This window comes from Flavobacteriales bacterium (assembly GCA_016779935.1).
Classification (GTDB): Bacteria; Bacteroidota; Bacteroidia; order Flavobacteriales; family UBA7312.
Map to the genome: position 1 here is coordinate 22,494 of JADHMQ010000012.1, position 19,779 is coordinate 42,272.

General features: G+C 37.1%; 18 protein-coding genes and 1 tRNA gene. 16 read left to right on the forward strand and 3 right to left on the reverse strand.

All coding sequences use genetic code 11. The annotated features are described in order from the left end of the window. Nucleotides 1–35 precede the first annotated feature (35 nt). The 15 genes from atpE to ISP73_06715 all read left to right on the forward strand — a co-directional run bounded on the left by atpE (nucleotide 36) and on the right by ISP73_06715 (nucleotide 14,465). The gene (gene atpE / locus ISP73_06645) at nucleotides 36–227 is read left to right on the forward strand and encodes an ATP synthase F0 subunit C (protein ID MBL6658261.1); all 192 of its coding nucleotides are present in this window, start codon (nucleotides 36–38) and stop codon (nucleotides 225–227) included. A gap of 79 nt (nucleotides 228–306) precedes the next feature. Then, entirely contained in the window at nucleotides 307–804 is a 498-nt protein-coding gene (locus ISP73_06650) for a F0F1 ATP synthase subunit B (protein ID MBL6658262.1), read from the forward strand. Nucleotide 805: 1 nt separating this feature from the next. Beyond that, on the forward strand, nucleotides 806–1,360 hold the full coding sequence (atpH, locus tag ISP73_06655) for an ATP synthase F1 subunit delta (protein ID MBL6658263.1): 555 nt from the start codon (nucleotides 806–808) through the stop codon (nucleotides 1,358–1,360). 10 nt (nucleotides 1,361–1,370) lie between these two features. After that, nucleotides 1,371–2,951: a F0F1 ATP synthase subunit alpha gene (locus ISP73_06660; protein ID MBL6658264.1), complete on the forward strand. Its 1,581-nt coding sequence runs from the start codon at nucleotides 1,371–1,373 to the stop codon at nucleotides 2,949–2,951. Nucleotides 2,952–2,954: 3 nt separating this feature from the next. Further along, nucleotides 2,955–3,809 (forward strand): ATP synthase F1 subunit gamma, encoded by an 855-nt coding sequence (gene atpG / locus ISP73_06665; protein MBL6658265.1) that lies wholly within the window; start codon nucleotides 2,955–2,957, stop codon nucleotides 3,807–3,809. 116 nt (nucleotides 3,810–3,925) lie between these two features. Beyond that, nucleotides 3,926–4,702 (forward strand): enoyl-CoA hydratase/isomerase family protein, encoded by a 777-nt coding sequence (locus ISP73_06670; protein ID MBL6658266.1) that lies wholly within the window; start codon nucleotides 3,926–3,928, stop codon nucleotides 4,700–4,702. Between the two features lie 3 nt (nucleotides 4,703–4,705). Further along, nucleotides 4,706–6,169: a polysaccharide biosynthesis protein gene (locus tag ISP73_06675; GenBank protein ID MBL6658267.1), complete on the forward strand. Its 1,464-nt coding sequence runs from the start codon at nucleotides 4,706–4,708 to the stop codon at nucleotides 6,167–6,169. 7 nt (nucleotides 6,170–6,176) lie between these two features. Then, a complete protein-coding gene (gene dut, locus ISP73_06680; GenBank protein MBL6658268.1) occupies nucleotides 6,177–6,611 on the forward strand; it encodes a dUTP diphosphatase in 435 nt (144 codons plus the stop codon). Between the two features lie 4 nt (nucleotides 6,612–6,615). Beyond that, complete coding sequence (locus tag ISP73_06685) at nucleotides 6,616–8,349, forward strand: tetratricopeptide repeat protein (protein MBL6658269.1); 1,734 nt, start codon at nucleotides 6,616–6,618, stop codon at nucleotides 8,347–8,349. Continuing rightward, nucleotides 8,342–9,076 carry a DUF4292 domain-containing protein gene (locus ISP73_06690; GenBank protein MBL6658270.1) on the forward strand — a complete coding sequence of 245 codons (735 nt, stop codon included), beginning with the start codon at nucleotides 8,342–8,344 and terminating at the stop codon, nucleotides 9,074–9,076. The genes ISP73_06685 and ISP73_06690 overlap by 8 nt, the downstream gene beginning before the upstream one ends. Next, nucleotides 9,063–10,322, forward strand: a complete 1,260-nt coding sequence (locus ISP73_06695; GenBank protein MBL6658271.1) for a peptidoglycan DD-metalloendopeptidase family protein — start codon at nucleotides 9,063–9,065, stop codon at nucleotides 10,320–10,322. Before ISP73_06690 ends, ISP73_06695 begins: the two co-directional genes overlap by 14 nt. Before the next feature lie 44 nt (nucleotides 10,323–10,366). Further along, nucleotides 10,367–10,546: a twin-arginine translocase TatA/TatE family subunit gene (gene tatA / locus ISP73_06700; protein MBL6658272.1), complete on the forward strand. Its 180-nt coding sequence runs from the start codon at nucleotides 10,367–10,369 to the stop codon at nucleotides 10,544–10,546. Nucleotides 10,547–10,566: 20 nt separating this feature from the next. After that, nucleotides 10,567–11,982, forward strand: a complete 1,416-nt coding sequence (gene gatA, locus ISP73_06705) for an Asp-tRNA(Asn)/Glu-tRNA(Gln) amidotransferase subunit GatA (GenBank protein ID MBL6658273.1) — start codon at nucleotides 10,567–10,569, stop codon at nucleotides 11,980–11,982. A 62-nt stretch (nucleotides 11,983–12,044) separates the two neighbouring features. Next, nucleotides 12,045–13,502, forward strand: a complete 1,458-nt coding sequence (locus ISP73_06710) for a LysM peptidoglycan-binding domain-containing protein (protein ID MBL6658274.1) — start codon at nucleotides 12,045–12,047, stop codon at nucleotides 13,500–13,502. After that, nucleotides 13,503–14,465, forward strand: coding sequence for a DUF4837 family protein (locus tag ISP73_06715; protein ID MBL6658275.1), 963 nt, complete (start codon nucleotides 13,503–13,505; stop codon nucleotides 14,463–14,465). On the opposite strand, the gene ISP73_06720 is transcribed toward ISP73_06715, so the two are convergent. From ISP73_06720 to ISP73_06730, 3 genes are read right to left on the reverse strand one after another with little or no spacing between them, the layout of a single operon-like run. Beyond that, the gene (locus ISP73_06720) at nucleotides 14,437–16,542 is read right to left on the reverse strand and encodes a TonB-dependent receptor (protein ID MBL6658276.1); all 2,106 of its coding nucleotides are present in this window, start codon (nucleotides 16,540–16,542) and stop codon (nucleotides 14,437–14,439) included. The genes ISP73_06715 and ISP73_06720 overlap by 29 nt on opposite strands. Next, on the reverse strand, nucleotides 16,539–17,222 hold the full coding sequence (recO, locus tag ISP73_06725) for a DNA repair protein RecO (protein MBL6658277.1): 684 nt from the start codon (nucleotides 17,220–17,222) through the stop codon (nucleotides 16,539–16,541). The genes ISP73_06720 and recO overlap by 4 nt, the downstream gene beginning before the upstream one ends. Then, the gene (locus ISP73_06730) at nucleotides 17,223–19,514 is read right to left on the reverse strand and encodes a hypothetical protein (protein MBL6658278.1); all 2,292 of its coding nucleotides are present in this window, start codon (nucleotides 19,512–19,514) and stop codon (nucleotides 17,223–17,225) included. It lies immediately after the preceding gene. Between the two features lie 80 nt (nucleotides 19,515–19,594). Between ISP73_06730 and ISP73_06735 the strand changes: the two genes are divergently transcribed. Next, nucleotides 19,595–19,668: transfer RNA gene (locus ISP73_06735), tRNA-Arg, on the forward strand. Nucleotides 19,669–19,779: the final 111 nt, after the last annotated feature.

A 19,779-nucleotide genomic window follows, 5' to 3' on the forward strand; every position in this document is an offset into this window, starting at 1 on the left:
TATATTAACTGAGTATTAACTTTAAATTTTTTATTATGACTATTCCAAATATTGTAGGAGCGGGATTAATTGTAATCGGAGCAGGTTTAGGTATTGGTAAAATCGGTGGTTCTGCCATGGATGCTATCGCTAGACAGCCTGAAGCGACTTCAAAAATCCAAACAGCAATGATTATTGCTGCTGCACTTATTGAAGGTATTGGATTTGCTGCATTATTTGCTGCATAATCTATAAACAACAATCAAAACTGTAAGGGTTGCTTACAGTTTTGATTTTAGCATTTTAAAAGAAAAATGAAGATATAATATGGATTTATTTAACGATTTTTCAATTGGTCTGTTTGTTTGGCAAACCGTTTTGTTTTTGGCCTTATTGTTTTTACTAAGAAAGTACGCTTGGAAGCCCATTCTCAGTGCAGTAGAAGAAAGAGAAGAAGGCATCAAAAGCGCTTTAGACGCTGCGGACAACGCCAAGAAAGAAATGGAAACCCTTAATGCAGACAACGAGCGCATTTTACGCGAAGCAAAAGCAGAAAGAGATTCTATACTAAAAGAAGCAAGAGAAATAAAAGACGGCATTATTGCTGAGGCTAAAACCCAAGCTACGGAAGAAGCAGATAAGGTTTTAGCGTCCGCAAGAGAGCAAATCAACAATGAGAAAATGGCAGCTATTACTGAGCTAAAAAATCAAGTAGCTTCATTATCAGTCGATATTGCAGAAAAAATATTGAAGTCAGAATTGAAGGACGACAATAAGCAAAAAGAAATGGTGAACAGTGCTTTAGAAGAAGCAAGCATAAACTAATATGAAAAACACCAGAGCAACATACAGATACGCCAAGGCGCTATTAGAATTAGCCAAAGAGCAAGGTACCTTAGAGGTTTGCAAAACCGATATGGAAACCGTTGTTTCTATTTGTAAAGACTCTAGAGAATTAATGCTTTTATTAAAAAGCCCGGTAGTTAAGACGGATAAAAAACAAGCCATTTTTTCTGAAATATTTAATTCTTGTTCAGCATTAACAATGAGTTTTATTCAACTCATCACTAAAAAGAAAAGAGAGTCATTATTATTTGATATAGCCGAACGTTTTCTATTGGTTTACAAAGAAAGCTTAGGCATTGGAACTGCTGTTCTTACAACAGCCACATCCATCGATGAAGATACAAGACAAAATGTTCTTGACTTCATTAAAAAACAAGGTATTAGTCAAGTAGACTTAACCGAAAAAGTAGATATAAGCCTAATAGGTGGAGCAGTTCTTCGACTTGGCGACAAACAACTTGACGTAAGTGTAGCGCGTCAGATTAAAGACTTAAAACAATCGTTTAATAAAAACCTTTATATAAAGGACTTCTAAATTAATAAACATGGCAGAAGTAAAACCAGCTGAGGTATCAGCAATTTTAAGACAACAACTAGCAGGTTTCAAATCAGAATCGGATTTACAAGAAGTAGGAACCGTATTACAAGTAGGTGATGGTATCGCTCGTATATATGGACTTACCAACGTACAGTCTGGTGAGCTTATTGAATTCGAAAGTGGACTGCAAGGTATCGTTCTTAACCTAGAGGAAGATAATATTGGTGCAGTACTATTAGGGCCATCAAAAGGTATCAAAGAAGGAGATGTTGTAAAAAGAACTAACCGCATTGCCTCAATTAATGTTGGGGAAGGTATGTTGGGTCGTGTTGTAGATACTTTAGGAAACCCTATTGATGGTAAAGGACCTATTCAAGGCGAAACATTTGAGATGCCAATTGAAAGAAAAGCTCCTGGTGTAATATATCGTCAGCCAGTAAACGAGCCATTACAAACAGGCATTAAGGCTATTGACGCTATGATTCCTGTAGGTAGAGGACAAAGAGAGCTTATTATTGGTGACCGTCAGACAGGAAAAACAGCTGTAGCGATTGATACTATTATTAACCAGAAAGAGTTTTACGATAAAGGCGAGCCAGTATTTTGTATTTACGTTGCTGTAGGTCAAAAAGGATCAACAGTAGCTTCTATTGCAAAAACGTTAGAAGATGCAGGAGCACTAGCTTATACGGTTATTGTTGCCTCAAACGCTTCTGATCCAGCTCCTATGCAGTTCTACGCTCCATTAGCCGGTGCAGCGATTGGTGAATACTTTAGAGATACAGGTAGACCAGCACTTATCGTATTTGATGATTTATCAAAACAAGCGGTAGCATATCGTGAGGTATCCTTGTTATTAAGAAGACCTCCAGGTCGTGAGGCTTACCCGGGAGATGTATTCTACCTTCACTCAAGATTACTAGAAAGAGCAGCAAAAGTGATTAATGATGATGCTATTGCGTCTCAAATGAACGATTTGCCAGACTCTTTAAAAGGAAAAGTAAAAGGCGGTGGTTCATTAACGGCATTGCCAATTATTGAAACGCAAGCAGGTGATGTATCGGCTTATATTCCAACAAATGTAATTTCAATTACAGATGGACAGATTTTCCTTGATGGTGACTTATTCAACTCGGGTGTTCGTCCAGCGATTAATGTAGGTATTTCAGTATCTCGTGTGGGCGGTTCTGCTCAGATTAAATCAATGAAAAAGATTTCAGGTACATTAAAGCTTGACCAAGCACAGTACCGTGAACTTGAAGCCTTTGCTAAGTTTGGTTCTGACCTTGATGCAGCAACAACTGCTGTAATTGAGAAAGGACAACGAAACGTGGAAATTTTGAAGCAAGGTCAATATTCACCTCTAAGAGTAGAAGAGCAAGCCGCTATCATTTTCTGTGGTACTAACGGATTATTGATGGATGTTCCTACCAATAAGGTTAAAGAATTTGAGCAAGAGTTTATCGCTTTCTTACACAACAAACACCAAGATACTCTCGACGCTTTAGCAGCAGGTAAATTGAACGACGATATCACAGACACACTACGCTCTGTATGTGCAGATCTATCTAAAAAATACGCAGCATAAAGGATGGCTAACTTAAAAGAAATACGGGCAAGAATTACTTCTGTAGGTTCTACTATGCAAATCACTAGTGCCATGAAAATGGTATCGGCGGCTAAACTCAAAAGAGCTCAGGATGCCATTACTCAGATGCGTCCGTATGCCAATAAGTTGCGTGAATTATTAGTTAACCTAAGCTCTACATTAGAGTCTTCGGATGGCGGTGCGTATTCAGATGCTCGTCCAGTGAAGAAACAATTAGTAGTTGCTATTACCTCAAATAGAGGTTTGTGTGGTGCCTTCAACAACAATGTTATCAAACAAGCTAAAGTACTAGCTAAGGACTGTGATAACACCTCATTTCTGACTATTGGTAAAAAAGCCTCAGAGCACTTTACTAAAAATGGTTTTGATGTTGTCTCTACACATGATGAGCTTTATTCTGATTTAACTTTTGCCAACACTTCAGCAATTGCTCAAGATTTAATGAATCATTTTACTGAGGGAAGATACGACAAGGTCGTATTGGTATATAATCAGTTCAAAAATGCAGCTTCGCAGATTTTAATGTCTGAACCCTTCTTACCAGTAGAAACACCTTCTGATGATTCGGCAACCATTGGGGACTACATATTTGAACCAGAAAAAGAGGAGATTGTAGCAGACCTTATCCCTAAATCATTGAAAATACAATTGTTTAAGGCTGTTTTAGACTCTCAAGCTTCAGAACATGGCGCTAGGATGACTGCTATGCATAAAGCTACAGATAACGCAGGAGAACTCAAAAGAGAACTAACCCTTACCTATAACAAAGCTAGACAAGCAGCTATTACTGGTGAAATTCTAGAAATTGTAGGCGGAGCAGAGGCGTTAAACTCTTAACTAATCATATAAATAGAAATTTGAAAAGACCGATTAATTCGGTCTTTTTTCATTTAGAAAGCGTTAATTCTCTCTAATAGAAAAAACTATCTTTGTCCAAATAACAAATTACAAAGATGTCCTACCAACTTATTTTATCAGAACACCTTAATGGTTTAGCAAGAATAACTATAAATCGACCACAACAACTTAATGCCTTAAATAAGGAGACAATTGAGGAGTTAAACGATGCCATTTTAAAAGCAGATAGAGATAGTGGCGTGAGGTGTATCCTCATTACAGGCTCAGGAACAAAAGCGTTTGTGGCAGGTGCTGATATCAAAGAGTTTGCTCACTTCAACGCTGAAGAAGGCACAAACTTATCAACTGATGGACAGTACATGTTGTTTGATTTATTGGACAACTTATCTACACCAAGTATTGCAGCAATCAATGGTTTTGCTCTTGGCGGAGGATTAGAGTTAGCCATGTCTTGTCATATTCGAGTAGCATCTACTAATGCCAAAATGGGTTTACCCGAAGTGTCTTTAGGGGTTATTCCTGGCTATGGAGGCACCCAACGTTTGCGAGAGCTTGTAGGCAAAGGAAAGGCTTTGGAAATGATTACCACCGCAGCTATGCTAAGCGCTGAAGAAGCTAAAGAATGGGGTTTAGTTAATCACGTTTGTGAACAAGACGAACTAATAGCTTTCTGTGAAAAGATTGCTGGTCGAATAATTAAAAACTCTCCCATAGCCATAGCCAAAGCAATAAAATCCGTTAATGCCGGTTGTAATACAGACGGTTATGAAGTAGAGAAACAATCCTTCGGCGAATGCTGTTCTACCGACGACTTTAAAGAAGGAACAAGTGCTTTTATGGAAAAAAGAAAACCAAATTTCACAGGCAAATAAACAGTGAACCCTCTCAAAAAACTACTAGGACAAACGGCTATTTATGGGCTGAGTAGTATTGTTGGGCGTTTACTCAACTACCTATTAGTACCCCTTTATACTCGTTATTTTACAACATCAGAATATGGAGACGTTACCCTTCTATACGCCTATGTTGCCTTCCTGCTTATTGTTCTTACCTATGGAATGGAGACTGCTTTTTTTAGATTCTCACAGCGCCACCCCAATAAAAGCGCAGTATATAGCACCTCATTAATCTCTTTACTTATCAGTTCTGTTGTATTTGTGGTGCTAATGTTCAGCAACGCTCAGTCTATCGCCGACTTTCTTTCTTTTTCTTCCAAACCTGAATATGTTCAGTATTTTGCGTTAATCCTTGGCTTAGACGCTTTAAGCGCCATTAGTTTTGCCAAACTAAGAGAACAAAACCGAGCCGTTCGTTTTGCCAGTATTCGACTCTTCAACATTTTCGTAAATATTGGTCTAAATCTCTTTTTCATAGTGTATTGTCCTCTAGCGCTATCAAATAACCTTCTGGGTGCAGAATTTATACAAACCATCTATTCAGAAGATATAGGAATCGGTTATATATTTATAGCAAACCTAGTTGCTAGCGTCCTTACATTGTTGTTATTCGTTCCTGAAATGGTAAAATCTACCTGGCGATTTGATGTAGCACTATGGCGAAAAATGATGATTTATGCCCTACCACTAATGCTTGCTGGTCTAGCGGGAATTACTAATGAAACGATTGATAGAATTCTTTTAAAACACCTTTTACCAGCTGATATCTCAGCCTCGGAAATAGGTTTATATAGCGCATTTTATAAATTATCTATCATAATGACGCTTTTTGTTCAAACCTTTCGATTTGCTGCAGAGCCTTTCTTTTTTGCTCAAGAAAAAGAACAAAATGCTAAAGAAGTCTATGCATTGGTAATGAAATACTTTACCATTGTTACCGCCTTAATATTCTTGACTGTAACCATATACTACGATATTGTAAAGCAATTTATAGGCTCAGATTTTCATGACGATAGAGGAGCAATCATTGTGCCTATCTTGTTGCTAGCAAATCTATTTTTGGGGCTGTATTATAATTTATCAGTATGGTATAAGCTCACCGAAAAAACACTTTTTGGAGCCTACATGTCTCTTTTTGGAGCAGGAGTTACTATTGTTTTAAATCTTCTTTTAATACCAAAACTAGGCTTCGTTGGTTCTGCATGGGCAACCTTATGTTGTTATTTACTTATGGTATTATGCTCATATTTCTTGGGAAGAAAGTACTACCCTATCCCTTATCCATTACAAAGAATGGGGCTTTATTTTGTCCTTATGTTCGCCTTATATTTTCTCAGCATAAATTGGTCTTTAGGGATGCTAAATAATACCCTTTATCTTCTTATATTTATAGCGGTAGCTTTTGTACTAGAGCGACCTAAAAAATCAAGTCTTAATATTTGATAAAACGATGCAAGTAAACGTAATAAACCGCTCAAAACACCCTTTGCCTCAATACGAAACTATAGCGTCAGCAGGTATGGATGTACGCGCCAATATTGATGAACCTATAGAGCTTGCTCCCTTACAACGCCAACTGATAAAAACTGGATTGTTTGTGGAAATACCCGTTGGTTACGAAATACAAGTTCGTCCTCGAAGCGGACTAGCTTACAAAAAAGGAATAACGGTTTTAAATAGCCCTGGCACTATCGATGCAGACTATAGGGGTGAAATCGGCGTTCTATTAGTGAACCTGTCCTCCGAAACCTTTGTGGTGAATGATGGTGAGCGAATAGCACAGCTTGTATTAGCCGCACACGAACAAGCCCAATGGCAAGAGGTCAGCGCTTTAGAAGAATCAAATCGAGGTCAAGGAGGCTTCGGTAGTACTGGAACAAAATAAACTCATGAGAATAGCCATTATTTTTTGTTTATCATTTGTGTTGCTTGAAACAAAGGCACAAGACCACCCGTTTTATTCTGCTGATGACCCCATCATTAAAAAAGCACTTAATGCAGTAGACCCAGTAGAATATCAAAACGCCTACTTTAGGGGGCTCAAGTATAAAATATTGGGCGATAATGAAAAAGCGTTAGAGGCCTTCAAGAATTGCATACGACTAGATGGAAGCGAGCCTACACCTATGTACGAATCGGCACTAATTTATTTTGATGCAGGACAACTTGACCAAGCCTTATTTTTCATAGAAAGTGCTTGCGAAATAGAAAAGGATAATAAATGGTTTCAACAGCTACTCGCAACAACCTATCTAGAGATAGGTAAATACAGTAAAGCCATCATAGCGTTTAAAAAACTATTGGAAATTGAGCCTGGAAATGAAGACTGGCATTTTGAATTAGCATCAGCTTACCTAATGAATAATCAAGGTAGAAGCGCTATAAAAGTATACGATGACCTTGAAAAATATATTGGTCCATATAGCATGTTGTACCAACAAAAAAAGCGGATTTACAATGAAATTGGTGACAAAAATTCAGCTATTTCCGAAATAGAAAAATGGGTAAAGTCTGAGCCAGGAAATATTGAAGCCCTAAACGAATTAGCAGAACTTTATCTTCTTAGTGGTAAACAAGAAAAAGCGATTTCTACACTTGAAAAGGTCTTTGAAATCAATGAAAATGATGCTAGAGCTTTTATCATTTTATCAGAACTCTATCGCAACATCAAACAAGCAGACAAGTCCTTCGAATACACTAAAAAAGCCTTTGCTTCACAAGATTTAAGCATTGACACAAAGATGCGCACCCTCCTTACTTATTACGATTTCACTGATAAGGACACTATGCTTTTATCAAAAACATATGAGCTCATAGAGGTTCTGAAGCTTGCGCATCCCGACAATGCAAAACCCTACACTATTGCAGGTGACTTTTATTATAGAGACGGGAAAATTGACCAAGCACAATCAAACTTTAGAGCCGCTGTAGAACTTGACGCAAGCCGTTACCCCATCTGGCAGCAACTTATGATTATTGCTTTTGATAAAAAAGAGTATGAAGAGGTGGTTCAATTAGGAGAAGCATCACAAGAGTTATTTCCAAGTCAGCCTACAAGCTATTATTTTTCTGGGCTTGCCTATTTGCAACAAAAGAAATATTCCTCAGCAATAGATCAATTCAATACTGGTAAACTCATGGTCATTGCCAACGACAATTTATTAGCTCAGTTTTATGCTTCTTTAGGCGATGCTTACCATGCTATTGAAAACTATAAGGATTCCGATAAGGCTTATGACAGATCGTTGGAGCTGTTCCCAGAGAACACCTATGTTTTAAATAATTTCAGCTACTATTTGTCGCTTAGAAATACCAAGCTTGATCAGGCCGAAGATATGATGAGTTCTTGCGTAAAATTACAGCCGAACCAATCCTCATACGAAGATACTTATGCTTGGATTTTCTACCAGAAGGGAGACTATAAAAACGCTTTATTATGGTTAGAAAAATCCATTAAAAACGGCGGGGGCTCTAGCGCTACTATTATTGAACATTATGGCGATGTTCTCTTTCAACTTGGCAGAAACAGCGAAGCCCTGGAGCAGTGGATGAAAGCTAAGGAGCTTGGCTCTGACTCGGAGTGGATTGATAAAAAAATAGCAGACAAAACTCTTTATGAATAGATTAAGCCTTTTCATAGTTATATTGTTTTTGTCATCATGTGTGGGTACTAAATGGGCAACTAAAACAACCACTCAGTCCGCAAAATCAGTATTAAAAAAAGCGGAATACAACACAAACGATATTCAATGGTTCACCACAAACATTAAAGGCAAAGCCGATTTTGATAAAACAAGCGTGCCTATTAGCGCTCAATTACGCATGAGAAAAGACAGTGTTATTTGGATGTCTATGTCTGCCCTAATGGGTATTGAAGCAGTGCGCGTTCACATAACCCCTGATAGTGTAAAATTTATTAATCGATTGAATTCCACTTATTTTGTAGGTGGGATAGAGTCTCTTTCTGTAAAATACAATTTACCCCTTTCCTTTTATGAGTTACAAGACGTTTTACTAGCGTCTATCAGTCCAAAAGAAAATAGTTCATACACTTTAGATGTTACGCCAGAGGCATATACCCTGTTTTCTTCTAGTAATCAAAACGTTATTAAGCTAAACACAAGCTATTTGCCTGTGGAGGTTTTTCATAGCCGTTCGGATAGTCAGTTTGTCAAAATTAATTATCAAAACTACCTTCAAACAGACTCTATTTGGCTACCTAAATCAGTAAGTATTGACGCACAATCTTCTGAAAAGACGGCTAAAGCAACGCTTAACTATTCTAAAGCGACTGTAAATAGACCCAAAAAAGTAAAATTCTCCATACCTTCGTCATATGCACCGATGTAGTTCATACCTCCTGACTATAGTATTTGTTTTTGGAATTTGCTTATTTGCCCATTCGCAATCCAAAGAGGTTTTACAATCCAAGAAAGCACAAATACAAAAGGAGATTCAATTGACTAATAAGTTGATTAAAAAGGCAAAAAAGGAAAAGAATCAATCCATAAATATTTTATCTACACTCAATAAGCAGATAGAATCTCGAAGCGAAATCGTTAAAACTTTAGACTTAGAAATTAAGATGACTATTATTCAAATAGACAATCTTAAGTCCGAAATAAAAGATACTAAGCAGTCCATACAAGACCAGCAAAACTTACTTGACACACTCAAAAAAGAATATGCTTTAATGATTCGCCACGCCTATCACAATCGAAATTCTTACGACCGCTTAGCGTTTGTTTTTTCAGCACAAAGCTATAATCAAGCCTTCAAGAGAATAAGATACTTACAAGAATATAGCCGTTTTAGACAAAAGCAAGTAGAAGAAATAAAACAAGTAGAACAACAATTATCAGAAGAGTTGTTAAGTTTAAAACGTCAAAAAGCCTTACTTACCGTAGCCATGAACGAACGGAACGCTATGCTTGGAGAATCCCAAATAGAAATAAATCTTCTTACAACAGAAAAGCAATCGCAAAACACCTTCTTATCTAGCCTCAGGAAAAAAGAAAAGAAATTAAAGAAAGACTTATCCAAACAGCAACAACTTGCCAAAACACTTGATGATAAAATCAAAAAAATTATTGCTGAAGAAATTCGTAAGGCCAAAGAAAAAGCCAATACTGCAGGTGGGGTGAAATTGTCACTAACCCCTGAAGAACAACTATTATCCGATAATTTCAGTTCAAACAAAGGTAAACTCCCTTGGCCGGTTGAACGTGGGGTTATAATTGAGCGTTTTGGAATACAGCCCCATCCGGTTTTAAGAGGCATAGAAACACTTAACAACGGTGTAAAAATTACCACTGAAGAGGGCTCTTTCGTTCGAGCAATTTTTGAAGGAAAGGTTTCGCGAATTATTGATATTCCAGGCTCAGGAAAAGCAGTCATTATAAGTCATGGCGATTATTTTACAGTTTATTCAAACCTTATAGAGGTTTTTGTAAAGCGAGGTCAGACTGTAGCTTTAAAAGAAGATATCGCTAGAGTTTTTACAAAATCATCAAACAAAGAATCCATTACCGAGCTTCAAATATGGAAGGGCAGCGAAAAGCTTGACCCATCCTCATGGCTTTATAAAGCTTACTAGTAAAAAAATCTGTACTTTTGCTAGCATCAAATACCTTATTAATTATGACATCATCTACATTACTTGTAATAGGTTGGCCTCAAATCGTTCTTATAGTAGTTATTGTTTTAATCCTTTTTGGAGGAAAAAAACTTCCTGAATTAATGAAAGGCCTAGGAAAAGGCATGAAAGAATTTAAGGACGCTACAAAGGAACTAAACGAAGACAATAAAGAGGAAAAATAAAAAATACTCTTTAAAAATATATGAACACTTACCGCTCTTTAGACGCTATTCAGCAGGATATACTATCAGGAAAAACCAGCTGTCTTTCTATTACAGAATCTTATCTAAGTCGTATTTCTGAACACAAAAACCTCAACGCCTTTCTTGAAGTTTATACAGACGAGGCATTAGATAATGCTCGACGTATAGATGAAAAAATGAAAGCTGGCAATGCTGGAAAGCTTGCCGGAATGGTTATCGGCATTAAAGATAACATCTGTTACAAAGACCATAAAGTTTCAGCCGCTTCTAAGATATTAGGCAATTTTGAAAGCCTGTTTAGCGCAACCGTTGTTGAGCGATTAATAGATGAAGACGCTATAATAATTGGCAGACTAAATTGCGATGAATTTGCAATGGGCAGCACCAATGAGAACTCGGCTTATGGGCCTGTTTTAAACCCACTAAACACCGATTATGTTCCTGGTGGATCTTCAGGAGGTTCTGCTGCTGCCGTTGCTGCAGATTTATGCTTAGCAAGCCTAGGTAGCGATACTGGTGGATCAATCAGACAGCCAGCTAGTTTTTGTGGCGTTGTTGGTTATAAACCTTCATATGGACGCGTAAGCCGTTGGGGCCTTATCGCCTACGCTTCTTCTTTTGACCAAATAGGGCCTCTAACTCATAATGTCAAAGATGCCGCCTTAATTATGGAGGTGATTTCTGGAAATGACGATTTTGATAGCACTTCTTCAACCAAGGAAGTCCCTAGTTTTGAATTAGAACCCATCAAAAAAGCAAAAGTTGGATACTTAAAAAGCACTATTGAAAGTCCCGCACTTGATCCAGAAATTAAGCAACACATTTTAAACACGATTGATACTCTAAAAGAGGAAGGGCATGAGGTTTTAGAAATTGATTTCCCATACCTGGATTATGTTGTGCCTACCTATTATGTATTAACTACTGCAGAAGCATCTTCCAACCTTTCTAGATATGACGGAATACATTTTGGTTACAGAAGCGATGACGCTAAGGACATCCCGTCAGCCTATCAAAAATCCAGGTCGGAGGGTTTTGGTAAAGAAGTACAGCGACGAATTATGTTGGGTACATTTGTCTTAAGTGCGGGTTATTATGATGCATATTATACCAAAGCGCAAAAAGTAAGGCGATTGTTATCAGAGAAAACCCAGTCCATTTTTGACAGCTGTGATTTTATATTATCACCAACATCGCCAAATACAGCACTTAAAATAGGTCAAACCTATGATGAACCAACACAACTTTATTTAGAAGACATATTTACTGTTCATGCTAATATTGTAGGTATACCAGCAGTGTCTTTGCCAACAGGAAAACACAGCAACGGTATGCCTTTTGGTATACAGCTAATGGCGCCCGCTTTCAAAGATGCAGAGCTAATGGCTTTTGCCAATCAGATAATGAACAAATAAGCGTTAATAATTATACTGTCAACACCTCTTACTATAGTGTAATTATTTTGAATTTTGTAGCTATGAAAAGAATACACATCTCTTTTTTTATTTTCACAGCAGTCGTGCTTTCAGTTTTTTCAGCTAAATCAAACACTTCTGATACTCTTAGCGTTGACTCTGTTTCTCTACATTTTGTAGTAGAAAACCCAACACATTCAAAAATGGACTCTTTGTGGGTGAATGAGCAACTATCATCACAGCAAATCGAAACCGACACGAATATTCTGAACAAATGGTCTTATGAGCCGGATAGTATCCCCAGCTTTCACGACAGTATCATTGCCGGTCGTTTGGCTTTTTTGGACGAGCACACTCCATTTCGTTTGGACTATAATAAAGCTGTACAGCGTCAAATAAATATTTATGCCAACACTTATCGAAGGCACGTTTCTAATATGCTCGGTAAATCAAATTATTACTTTCCATTGTTTGAGTCTGTCTTAGATCAATTTGACTTACCTCTAGAGTTTAAATACTTAGCTATAGTAGAGTCTGCCTTAAAACCTCATGCACGTTCACGCTCAGCTGCTACAGGTCTTTGGCAATTTATGTACACAACAGGAAAAATTTACGACCTAAAAGTTACTTCATATATCGATGAACGAAGTGACCCCTTACAATCTACGATTGCTGCTTGTGAGTACTTTACATTTTTATATAAGATGTTTAACGACTGGGAGTTAGTATTAGCTGCTTATAATGGTGGTCCTGGCTACGTTTCAAGAGCAATGCGACAACATGGCGTTAATGATTATTGGTCTTTACGCCCTTATCTAAGGAAGGAAACACAGAATTATGTGCCAAAATTTATTGCGGTAAATTACATCATGAATTACGCTTCACATCATAATATTTACCCTACACCCTATCGTTTTACTCAGGCAGAAACAGATACTATAAGCATTAGTCAGTCGGTTACTTTTGAGGCGCTTTCAGACCTGCTTGATATTGAAATCGATGTACTTAAAGAGTTAAACCCCATCTACAAAACCAATTTATTACCGGTTTCAAAAGGAAAAACAGCATCCCTCAAATTGCCTGTTAAAAAAATGGCTTTGTTTGTAAATAATATGGATAGCATATACGCTTATGCTGAACGCTCTCAAGAACGTTTTGTAAGTGTTGACGAACCCATAGTACACCGAGTTAAAGATGGTGAATACTTAGGTAAAATAGCTAGTGATTATAATACTACCGTCGGTCGGATAAAAAACTGGAACAAACTATCATCTAATAACCTTAAAATAGGTCAAAAGCTGATTATTTATATCAATCCTGATGCAGCACCAAAAGCTTCTAATGCAACTAAGGTTAATAGTAAAGGGGAAAGGCTTTATACTGTACAAGTCGGTGACACCTTATGGGATATAGCGCGTAAATATTCGGGTGTTTCAGTAGCTCAAATCGAACGAATGAATAATATTAGTTATCGTGATATTAAGCCTGGAATCACCTTAAAGATTCCAAACACTGGATAGATGAATCGTCTTTTTTTATTTGTTATTATTTTCTTTAATGCTTGTCAAAATACGAGCGTTTTACCCTCGTATAGCGGCGCAATAAATGAAGTCGTTGTAGTGGTGGAAGACAACATTTGGGAGAGTAATGCGGTTGACACCCTTCGCCAATCTCTATTTGCAGAGGTTGAGGGCTTGGCATGGAAAGAGCCCATTTTTGATGTTATACAAATACCTAAAGCGGCATTTAGTCGTTTTTTTGAAACACACAGAAACATTATTATTATTCAGAAAGGAGTTCAGTCCAAAATAGCCTTTGAGCCCCAACCTTTTTCAGAAGACCAATGGCTGTGTATAATCGAATACAAGACTAAAAAAGAGCTCACCCAATTACTAAATCAGTATTCGCCTGTAATTGCTTATAAAATTAACCAAAAGGAAAAGGACCGATACCGTTCTTCTTCTGCAGGTCTATCACTTTCTCAAGCCATAAAGGATAGGTTCAACGCCTCTTTGAGCTTACCAAAACCCTTTTCTTTAGTGTTAGACACTACCAATTTTATTTGGTACGAATACAACCCGAAAGACCTAGAGTTAATAAAAGGTGTTTTTGTATACAGCTTCCCTCTGACCGAATCACTAAGCGTTGAAAGTGTTTTAAGCGCGCGAGATAGTCTTTTGAAGCAATTTGTTCCGGGACTGTTAGAGGGTAGTTATATGACAACAGAGCGGCTTTATTTACCTTATGTTAGTACTTTTGAAGCTAATGGCGCCACTTCTTTTACAATTAAAGGTCTATGGAAGATGGAAAATGCATTTATGGGAGGCCCATTCGTTTCATATATTTTTCAGGACACCCTTCGAAATGAGGTTGTCGTTACTGAGGGTTTTTTGTTTAGCCCAGGAGAAGATAAGCGAAATGCTCTTCAGGAGTTGTCGTGGTTAATTTCAGAGACTAAAATCCAGCAGCAAGCGACAAGATAATGTTTCTTCCTGGGGCACTTATTCCGCTTGAGTAGGTCTTATAGTGCACGTCAAATATGTTTTCAATATTTAGTTGAGCAGTTATTTTATCGTTTAGAGGAACACTATAATTTAAGTTTAAGGTCCACCATGAGGGCGTTCCGTCAACGGTCGCTTCTTCAGGGTTATCGCTTCCATTAGGACTATAATCTTCCGCCATCTTCCAGGCGTTGTAATGAACGATTATGCTTGTCTTGCTTTTTGTTTTTGGCGAGTTGAGCTCTATTTGGCTTTTGCCATAGAATGGAGGTATATGATCAAGTAATACGCTCTCGGTATTGTCTTTTCCAAAGGTGTAAGAACAGGAATGAGTTGTTGACCATTTATCGTTAATTTCAAGGAAAGCTTGTAGATTATATCCAAATAAATAAGCGTCTTGGGAGTTGGTATTGGCATACAAAGGAAGCAGTTCACCATCATATATAAGACTATCTTGACCGTTTAAAGAAAACGGTTTTTTGATTATTGCATCTTTCAATTGAGTATAAAAATATGTTCCACTGACGTAGCTATTACCAAAACGCTTAGTCAAACCAAACTCATAATTAGTAGAGAATTCTGGTGTTAAATCTTTGTTCGGAACGGTAAGCTTGCCAGACTTTGCGAATACTTTGGTAACATCATCAACATTAGGGCTTCTAAAACCAGTTGCGAATGATAATCTTCCCTCCCATCCTTTTTTCAAACCAATAAATACACCTGCACTTGAAGTTAAAGCACTGTTTTCAATCGTGATTTCTTCAAATGGAAAATTATAGTTTTGAACCTCTATGAATGTAGCATTGAGTGAAGACATATTATATCTTAATCCACCACTGAAGAACGACCGTTTGCCAAATGGATGTTTGTATTGAGAGTATACCCCAAGAGAACTAAGTTCACTACCCCCGTCTGCATATCTTGTGCTAGTACCTTCAGACGCTGTTGATTCTACAATATTGTGCTGAAGGTCAAGGCCATAATTTAGGCTTTTATACCCCCATTTTTTTATAAAATCTGAAGTGTTTGCAAAAACAGATACTTTTTCGAAACGTTGAATTAAGTTGCTATTTGATTTTTTACTGTTTCGGCTTTCATGTATTTCTTGAAAGGACACAGTATTATTAAAACTATCGTATAAAGGTGTTTTTTTCTGGTGTTCAGAGCCTAAACCTATTAAAAGCCGTTTTTGAGGACCGTAATACCATTCTTCATATTTTGGCACATCATCATTAATATCATTGAGCTGATCAAAGCGATTGATGTTTGTACTTGTGGAGAGTTGAAGGTTCAACTTGAAGCCCAAATACTCATTAGCATTAAAGCGTATTTTTTGAATAAAATCAGCTTGGTCATAAGCTGTTTTAAGTTGTTCGTTCCCATCAACAATATGCTCTTCAGTCCCCCAGTCGTCGTAGCCATGAAGTCTATTGCCTCCCATTTTAAGGTTGCCAAACCTATTGAGGTTGATGGCTTGAAAGAACCCCCATTTTTCACTTCCCCACTTTTGATCAAAATAAAGGTTGACACCATTATTCACGCTACTATAACGCTGCAAAATATTTCCTTTCCAGCCTTTGCCAACACTAGCATTTTTAGTGTGATAGTGAATGACACCTCCAAGAGCATCGCTTCCATACTTCACCGAGGACGGTCCAAAAATGATATCTACCCTGTCTAAAGTAAGAGGGCTAATACTGATACTGTTTTGCAAGTGTCCAGACCTATAAATGGCATTGTTTAGACGAACACCATCCACTACAAGAAGGACCCTGTTTGCTTCGAAACCTCTGATGATGGGGCTACCTCCACCGGATTGACTCATTTGCACCATTACAGCCCCTGTTTTTTGCAGTAAATCTGCCGAAGTTGTTGGGGCGTTATAGTTTATTTTTTTACCATCAATTTTTTCTATTTGTGAGGGGCTAAATACACGTTCATCTTCTTCTTTGTCTTCAATAAATATTATTTCTGGAAGGCTTTTGAATAGCAGGGTGTCTTGACCAAAACTAAATAATGGTAATCCAAATCCTAGGAGTATATAAATGTATCTTTTCATGAGTTTAATACTTTTTCTAAAACGTCTTTTGACTTTATAGTATTGAACCCCTCAATATGTAGTTTGTAATACTCTAGTAAAATGTTCAATGTTTCTCTTTTGTTTTTCACCTTGTCATGCTTAAACGCCAAGAACACATCTTTCGTATTTTCGGTATAATGTTTGTGTTGATTATTGTCGTTTGTGAATTGACCGTTAAGAAGGTCAAAATATGCAAGTTCATGATTGTCGATGTTAGGGGATATTCCTAAATATTGACTCAAAGCGACAAGAAACTTAATGTGAAATTGACTATCAAAATCTTTGTTGTCTAAATCGATTAGAGCGGTCTCTAAAAACCCAAATAAATCCGAATTACTTACCTCTTCTTTTAAGCATTTACTAAGAATTTCTGCTATGAATAAAGCAATTGAACTTTTATAAACATCGAAAGGGATACTAGAATAAATGGCTGACATTTTAACCTCTTTTATCCTGTGAAGCTCTTTACCGTTTTTGTTGTAAACGTTGAGCTCTAGTTGATTCAGGACTTGATAGTAACCACTATTTCCTTTCTTTTTTCTTACTCCATTTACAATGTAAGATTGAGTGCCAAACTCAGATGTATATATTTTACATATTATACTGCTTTCAGCATATTTAACCTTACTCAACACGATTCCCTTTGTCTGCTGATGCATCTATTTTATGAATAAAATTTTGGCAACATTGGTTTCTGTTCCTGTTGGATTAGTGGTAAAAACGAGATAGACCCCAGTGCTTGGGCGCTCTCCAAATTGATTTTTACCATCCCAAACTGCCTGACCGCCTAGCGCAGTAAACGATGAGATAAGATTGCCATTGATATCCGTAATTTTCACACTTGCATTTTCCACTACATTCTTGACGGCAATTGGACCGTAGTAGTCTTCTCTAACTGGGTTAGGATATACCAGTACATTTTGACTGGAGCTTGTTGATTCTATTGCTCCGTTTAAGTATGAGATAAGACCTTTTTCAGTGGCTATATAGACTTCTCCTGTTTTCTGATTTATTTTTATGTCGTTTATATTATCTGAAAATATAGGGCTGTTTTTAGTATTAAAGTGATGTATTTGTTCCGTCCCGTCATCTGAGTATACAAACACGCCTGAGCTTTGTGTTCCAAACCACTTTCTATTGGCGCCATCAATAGCAATTGCTTTTACAGTCTCATTGGCAATTATAGGCTCTACATAGCCATCATTTTCTACTAAAATTAGCTGTGCGTCATTGTTTAGGTCAAATATATTTTCTGGGCTGTAGAATACCGCTACACCCTTATCTGTTCCTACCCATATTTCTCCATCTCTATCTTTTGCTATGGAATGGACAAAGTTTGACGGTAACCCTCCGCTTCCAGCTGTAGTGCTTAGCCTTTTGTCTTTATCGTCTGACGTTAAATCAGGCGTGCCATTATCGTCATATACAATGATACCTCCACCCCTTCCAATATAAAACCATTTTTGACCACTTTCATCAATAGTGATGTCGCCAAGGTTGCTATTTGTGGTATTGTAGCTTTTTATCTCTAAAGACTGCCACTCCTCATTGGTATTCATAAAGGCTAATCCTTTTTCTGTCATGGAATTTGTAATCCATAATAGACCGTTTTCGTCAAAGACCATTCCTCTTATTCTTAACCAGCCATAGTTATCAGCGTTTGGACCGTTTTCTAATGTTTCTAGGCCTCCGCCTGTTGTTATATGGTTATATTCTTTGTAAAGAATGTAGTTGTTTATTTCTTCGCTATATTTTAAATGTAAAACGCCATCATTCCAGGTGCCTAAAAAAAGATCGCCATTTGATGCTCCTACTATTTTAGTAACATCTCTTGTTCCTGCTAAGCTTGTATAAGGCACATTATTCCAGTCGTAGCCATTCGCCCAATAAAACCCTTCATAAGTAAAATTATTACCCCAAACTACGGATAAGCCGCCTGGAGAAATAAACAATTTATCGTCTGAAAAGTTAATGGTGTAGGCCAAGTTTGTTACGGGCCCTTGTGGATGATAGAATTTAACCTGCTCTGTGTTTGATATTGAAACCAGAGACCTCTTTTCTTCCGCCGCCCAATAATACTCTTCATCGAAATAAATGTCTGTAATATATTCTATCGAAGAGCTTTCAGTTATATTTATTAATTGGTTGTATTGATTTAGTTCGTCTATTTTGCCGGTTGACCCAGCAAATAACCTGCCTTCTACTGTCTCTATAAATCTCAAGCCTTCTACTCTAACAAGGTTTGTGATGCTATCCTCGTAGGTAAAAATACTATCTGAATTTTCTATGGTTAAGTAAAGTCTACCAAATGCAGTTTCTAAGTCGTTAATCCCTGTCTTTTCTGCGATCAACGACCAGCTATTAAAGTCTGACAAATTGCTGTTCATCTCAGCTAAATATATCCCTTGTGGTGTTGCAGCATATATTATTTCGTTTTTAAACTCTACGTCTATAATGTTTAGGTTTCCCATAGGGCTTAGATAAAATGTGTTCAATATTTCTCTTTTAATAACATCTAGTTCTATAACCCCAAATGAGCATGAGAGATAAGCGTTGTTGTTGTAAAAGGTAATATTGTTTATCTTTTTTTGTCCAATAATATTTTCTCTTTCAATATCTTTTATGCTAAATACCGAGTCGTCTTTAAGAATATCTATAATTGCACTTTCATAGGCGACCAAAATTATATTGTTGTTCGGGTCTTTTTCCATACAACTAATACCTACATCTGACATTCCATTGATTTTGTTTAGCCTTTCAATGCTCTTGTTGTCTGTATCAACATAAAACAAGCTGTTTTCTGTAGCCGTATAGATTCTGTTATCTATTTTACAGACAGAAATAGAGTTGTTGTACGGTAAATAATCTTTCCATTCCCCTATTCCAATATCTTGTGCTTTAGAATTTAATAAACACACCAAAATAACTGTAAGTGATAAAATTTTTTTCATTAATGTAAAATTACTAAACTTCTAACTATTGTGCCCCCAAATTATTGTTTGATTAAAAACTAGCTATATCTTTGTTTTTTGGCTTCGTAGTTCAACTGGATAGAATATCAGATTTCGGCTCTGACGGTTGGGGGTTCGAATCCCTCCGGAGCCACTATTCTTCAAGAAAAACCATAAAACTCTGACTATCAAGACTTTATAGTTTTTTTCATATATTCTTTTTTAAGGGCCTTTTTCTTGGTTTTGATGTTCTGGGCTCAAAACA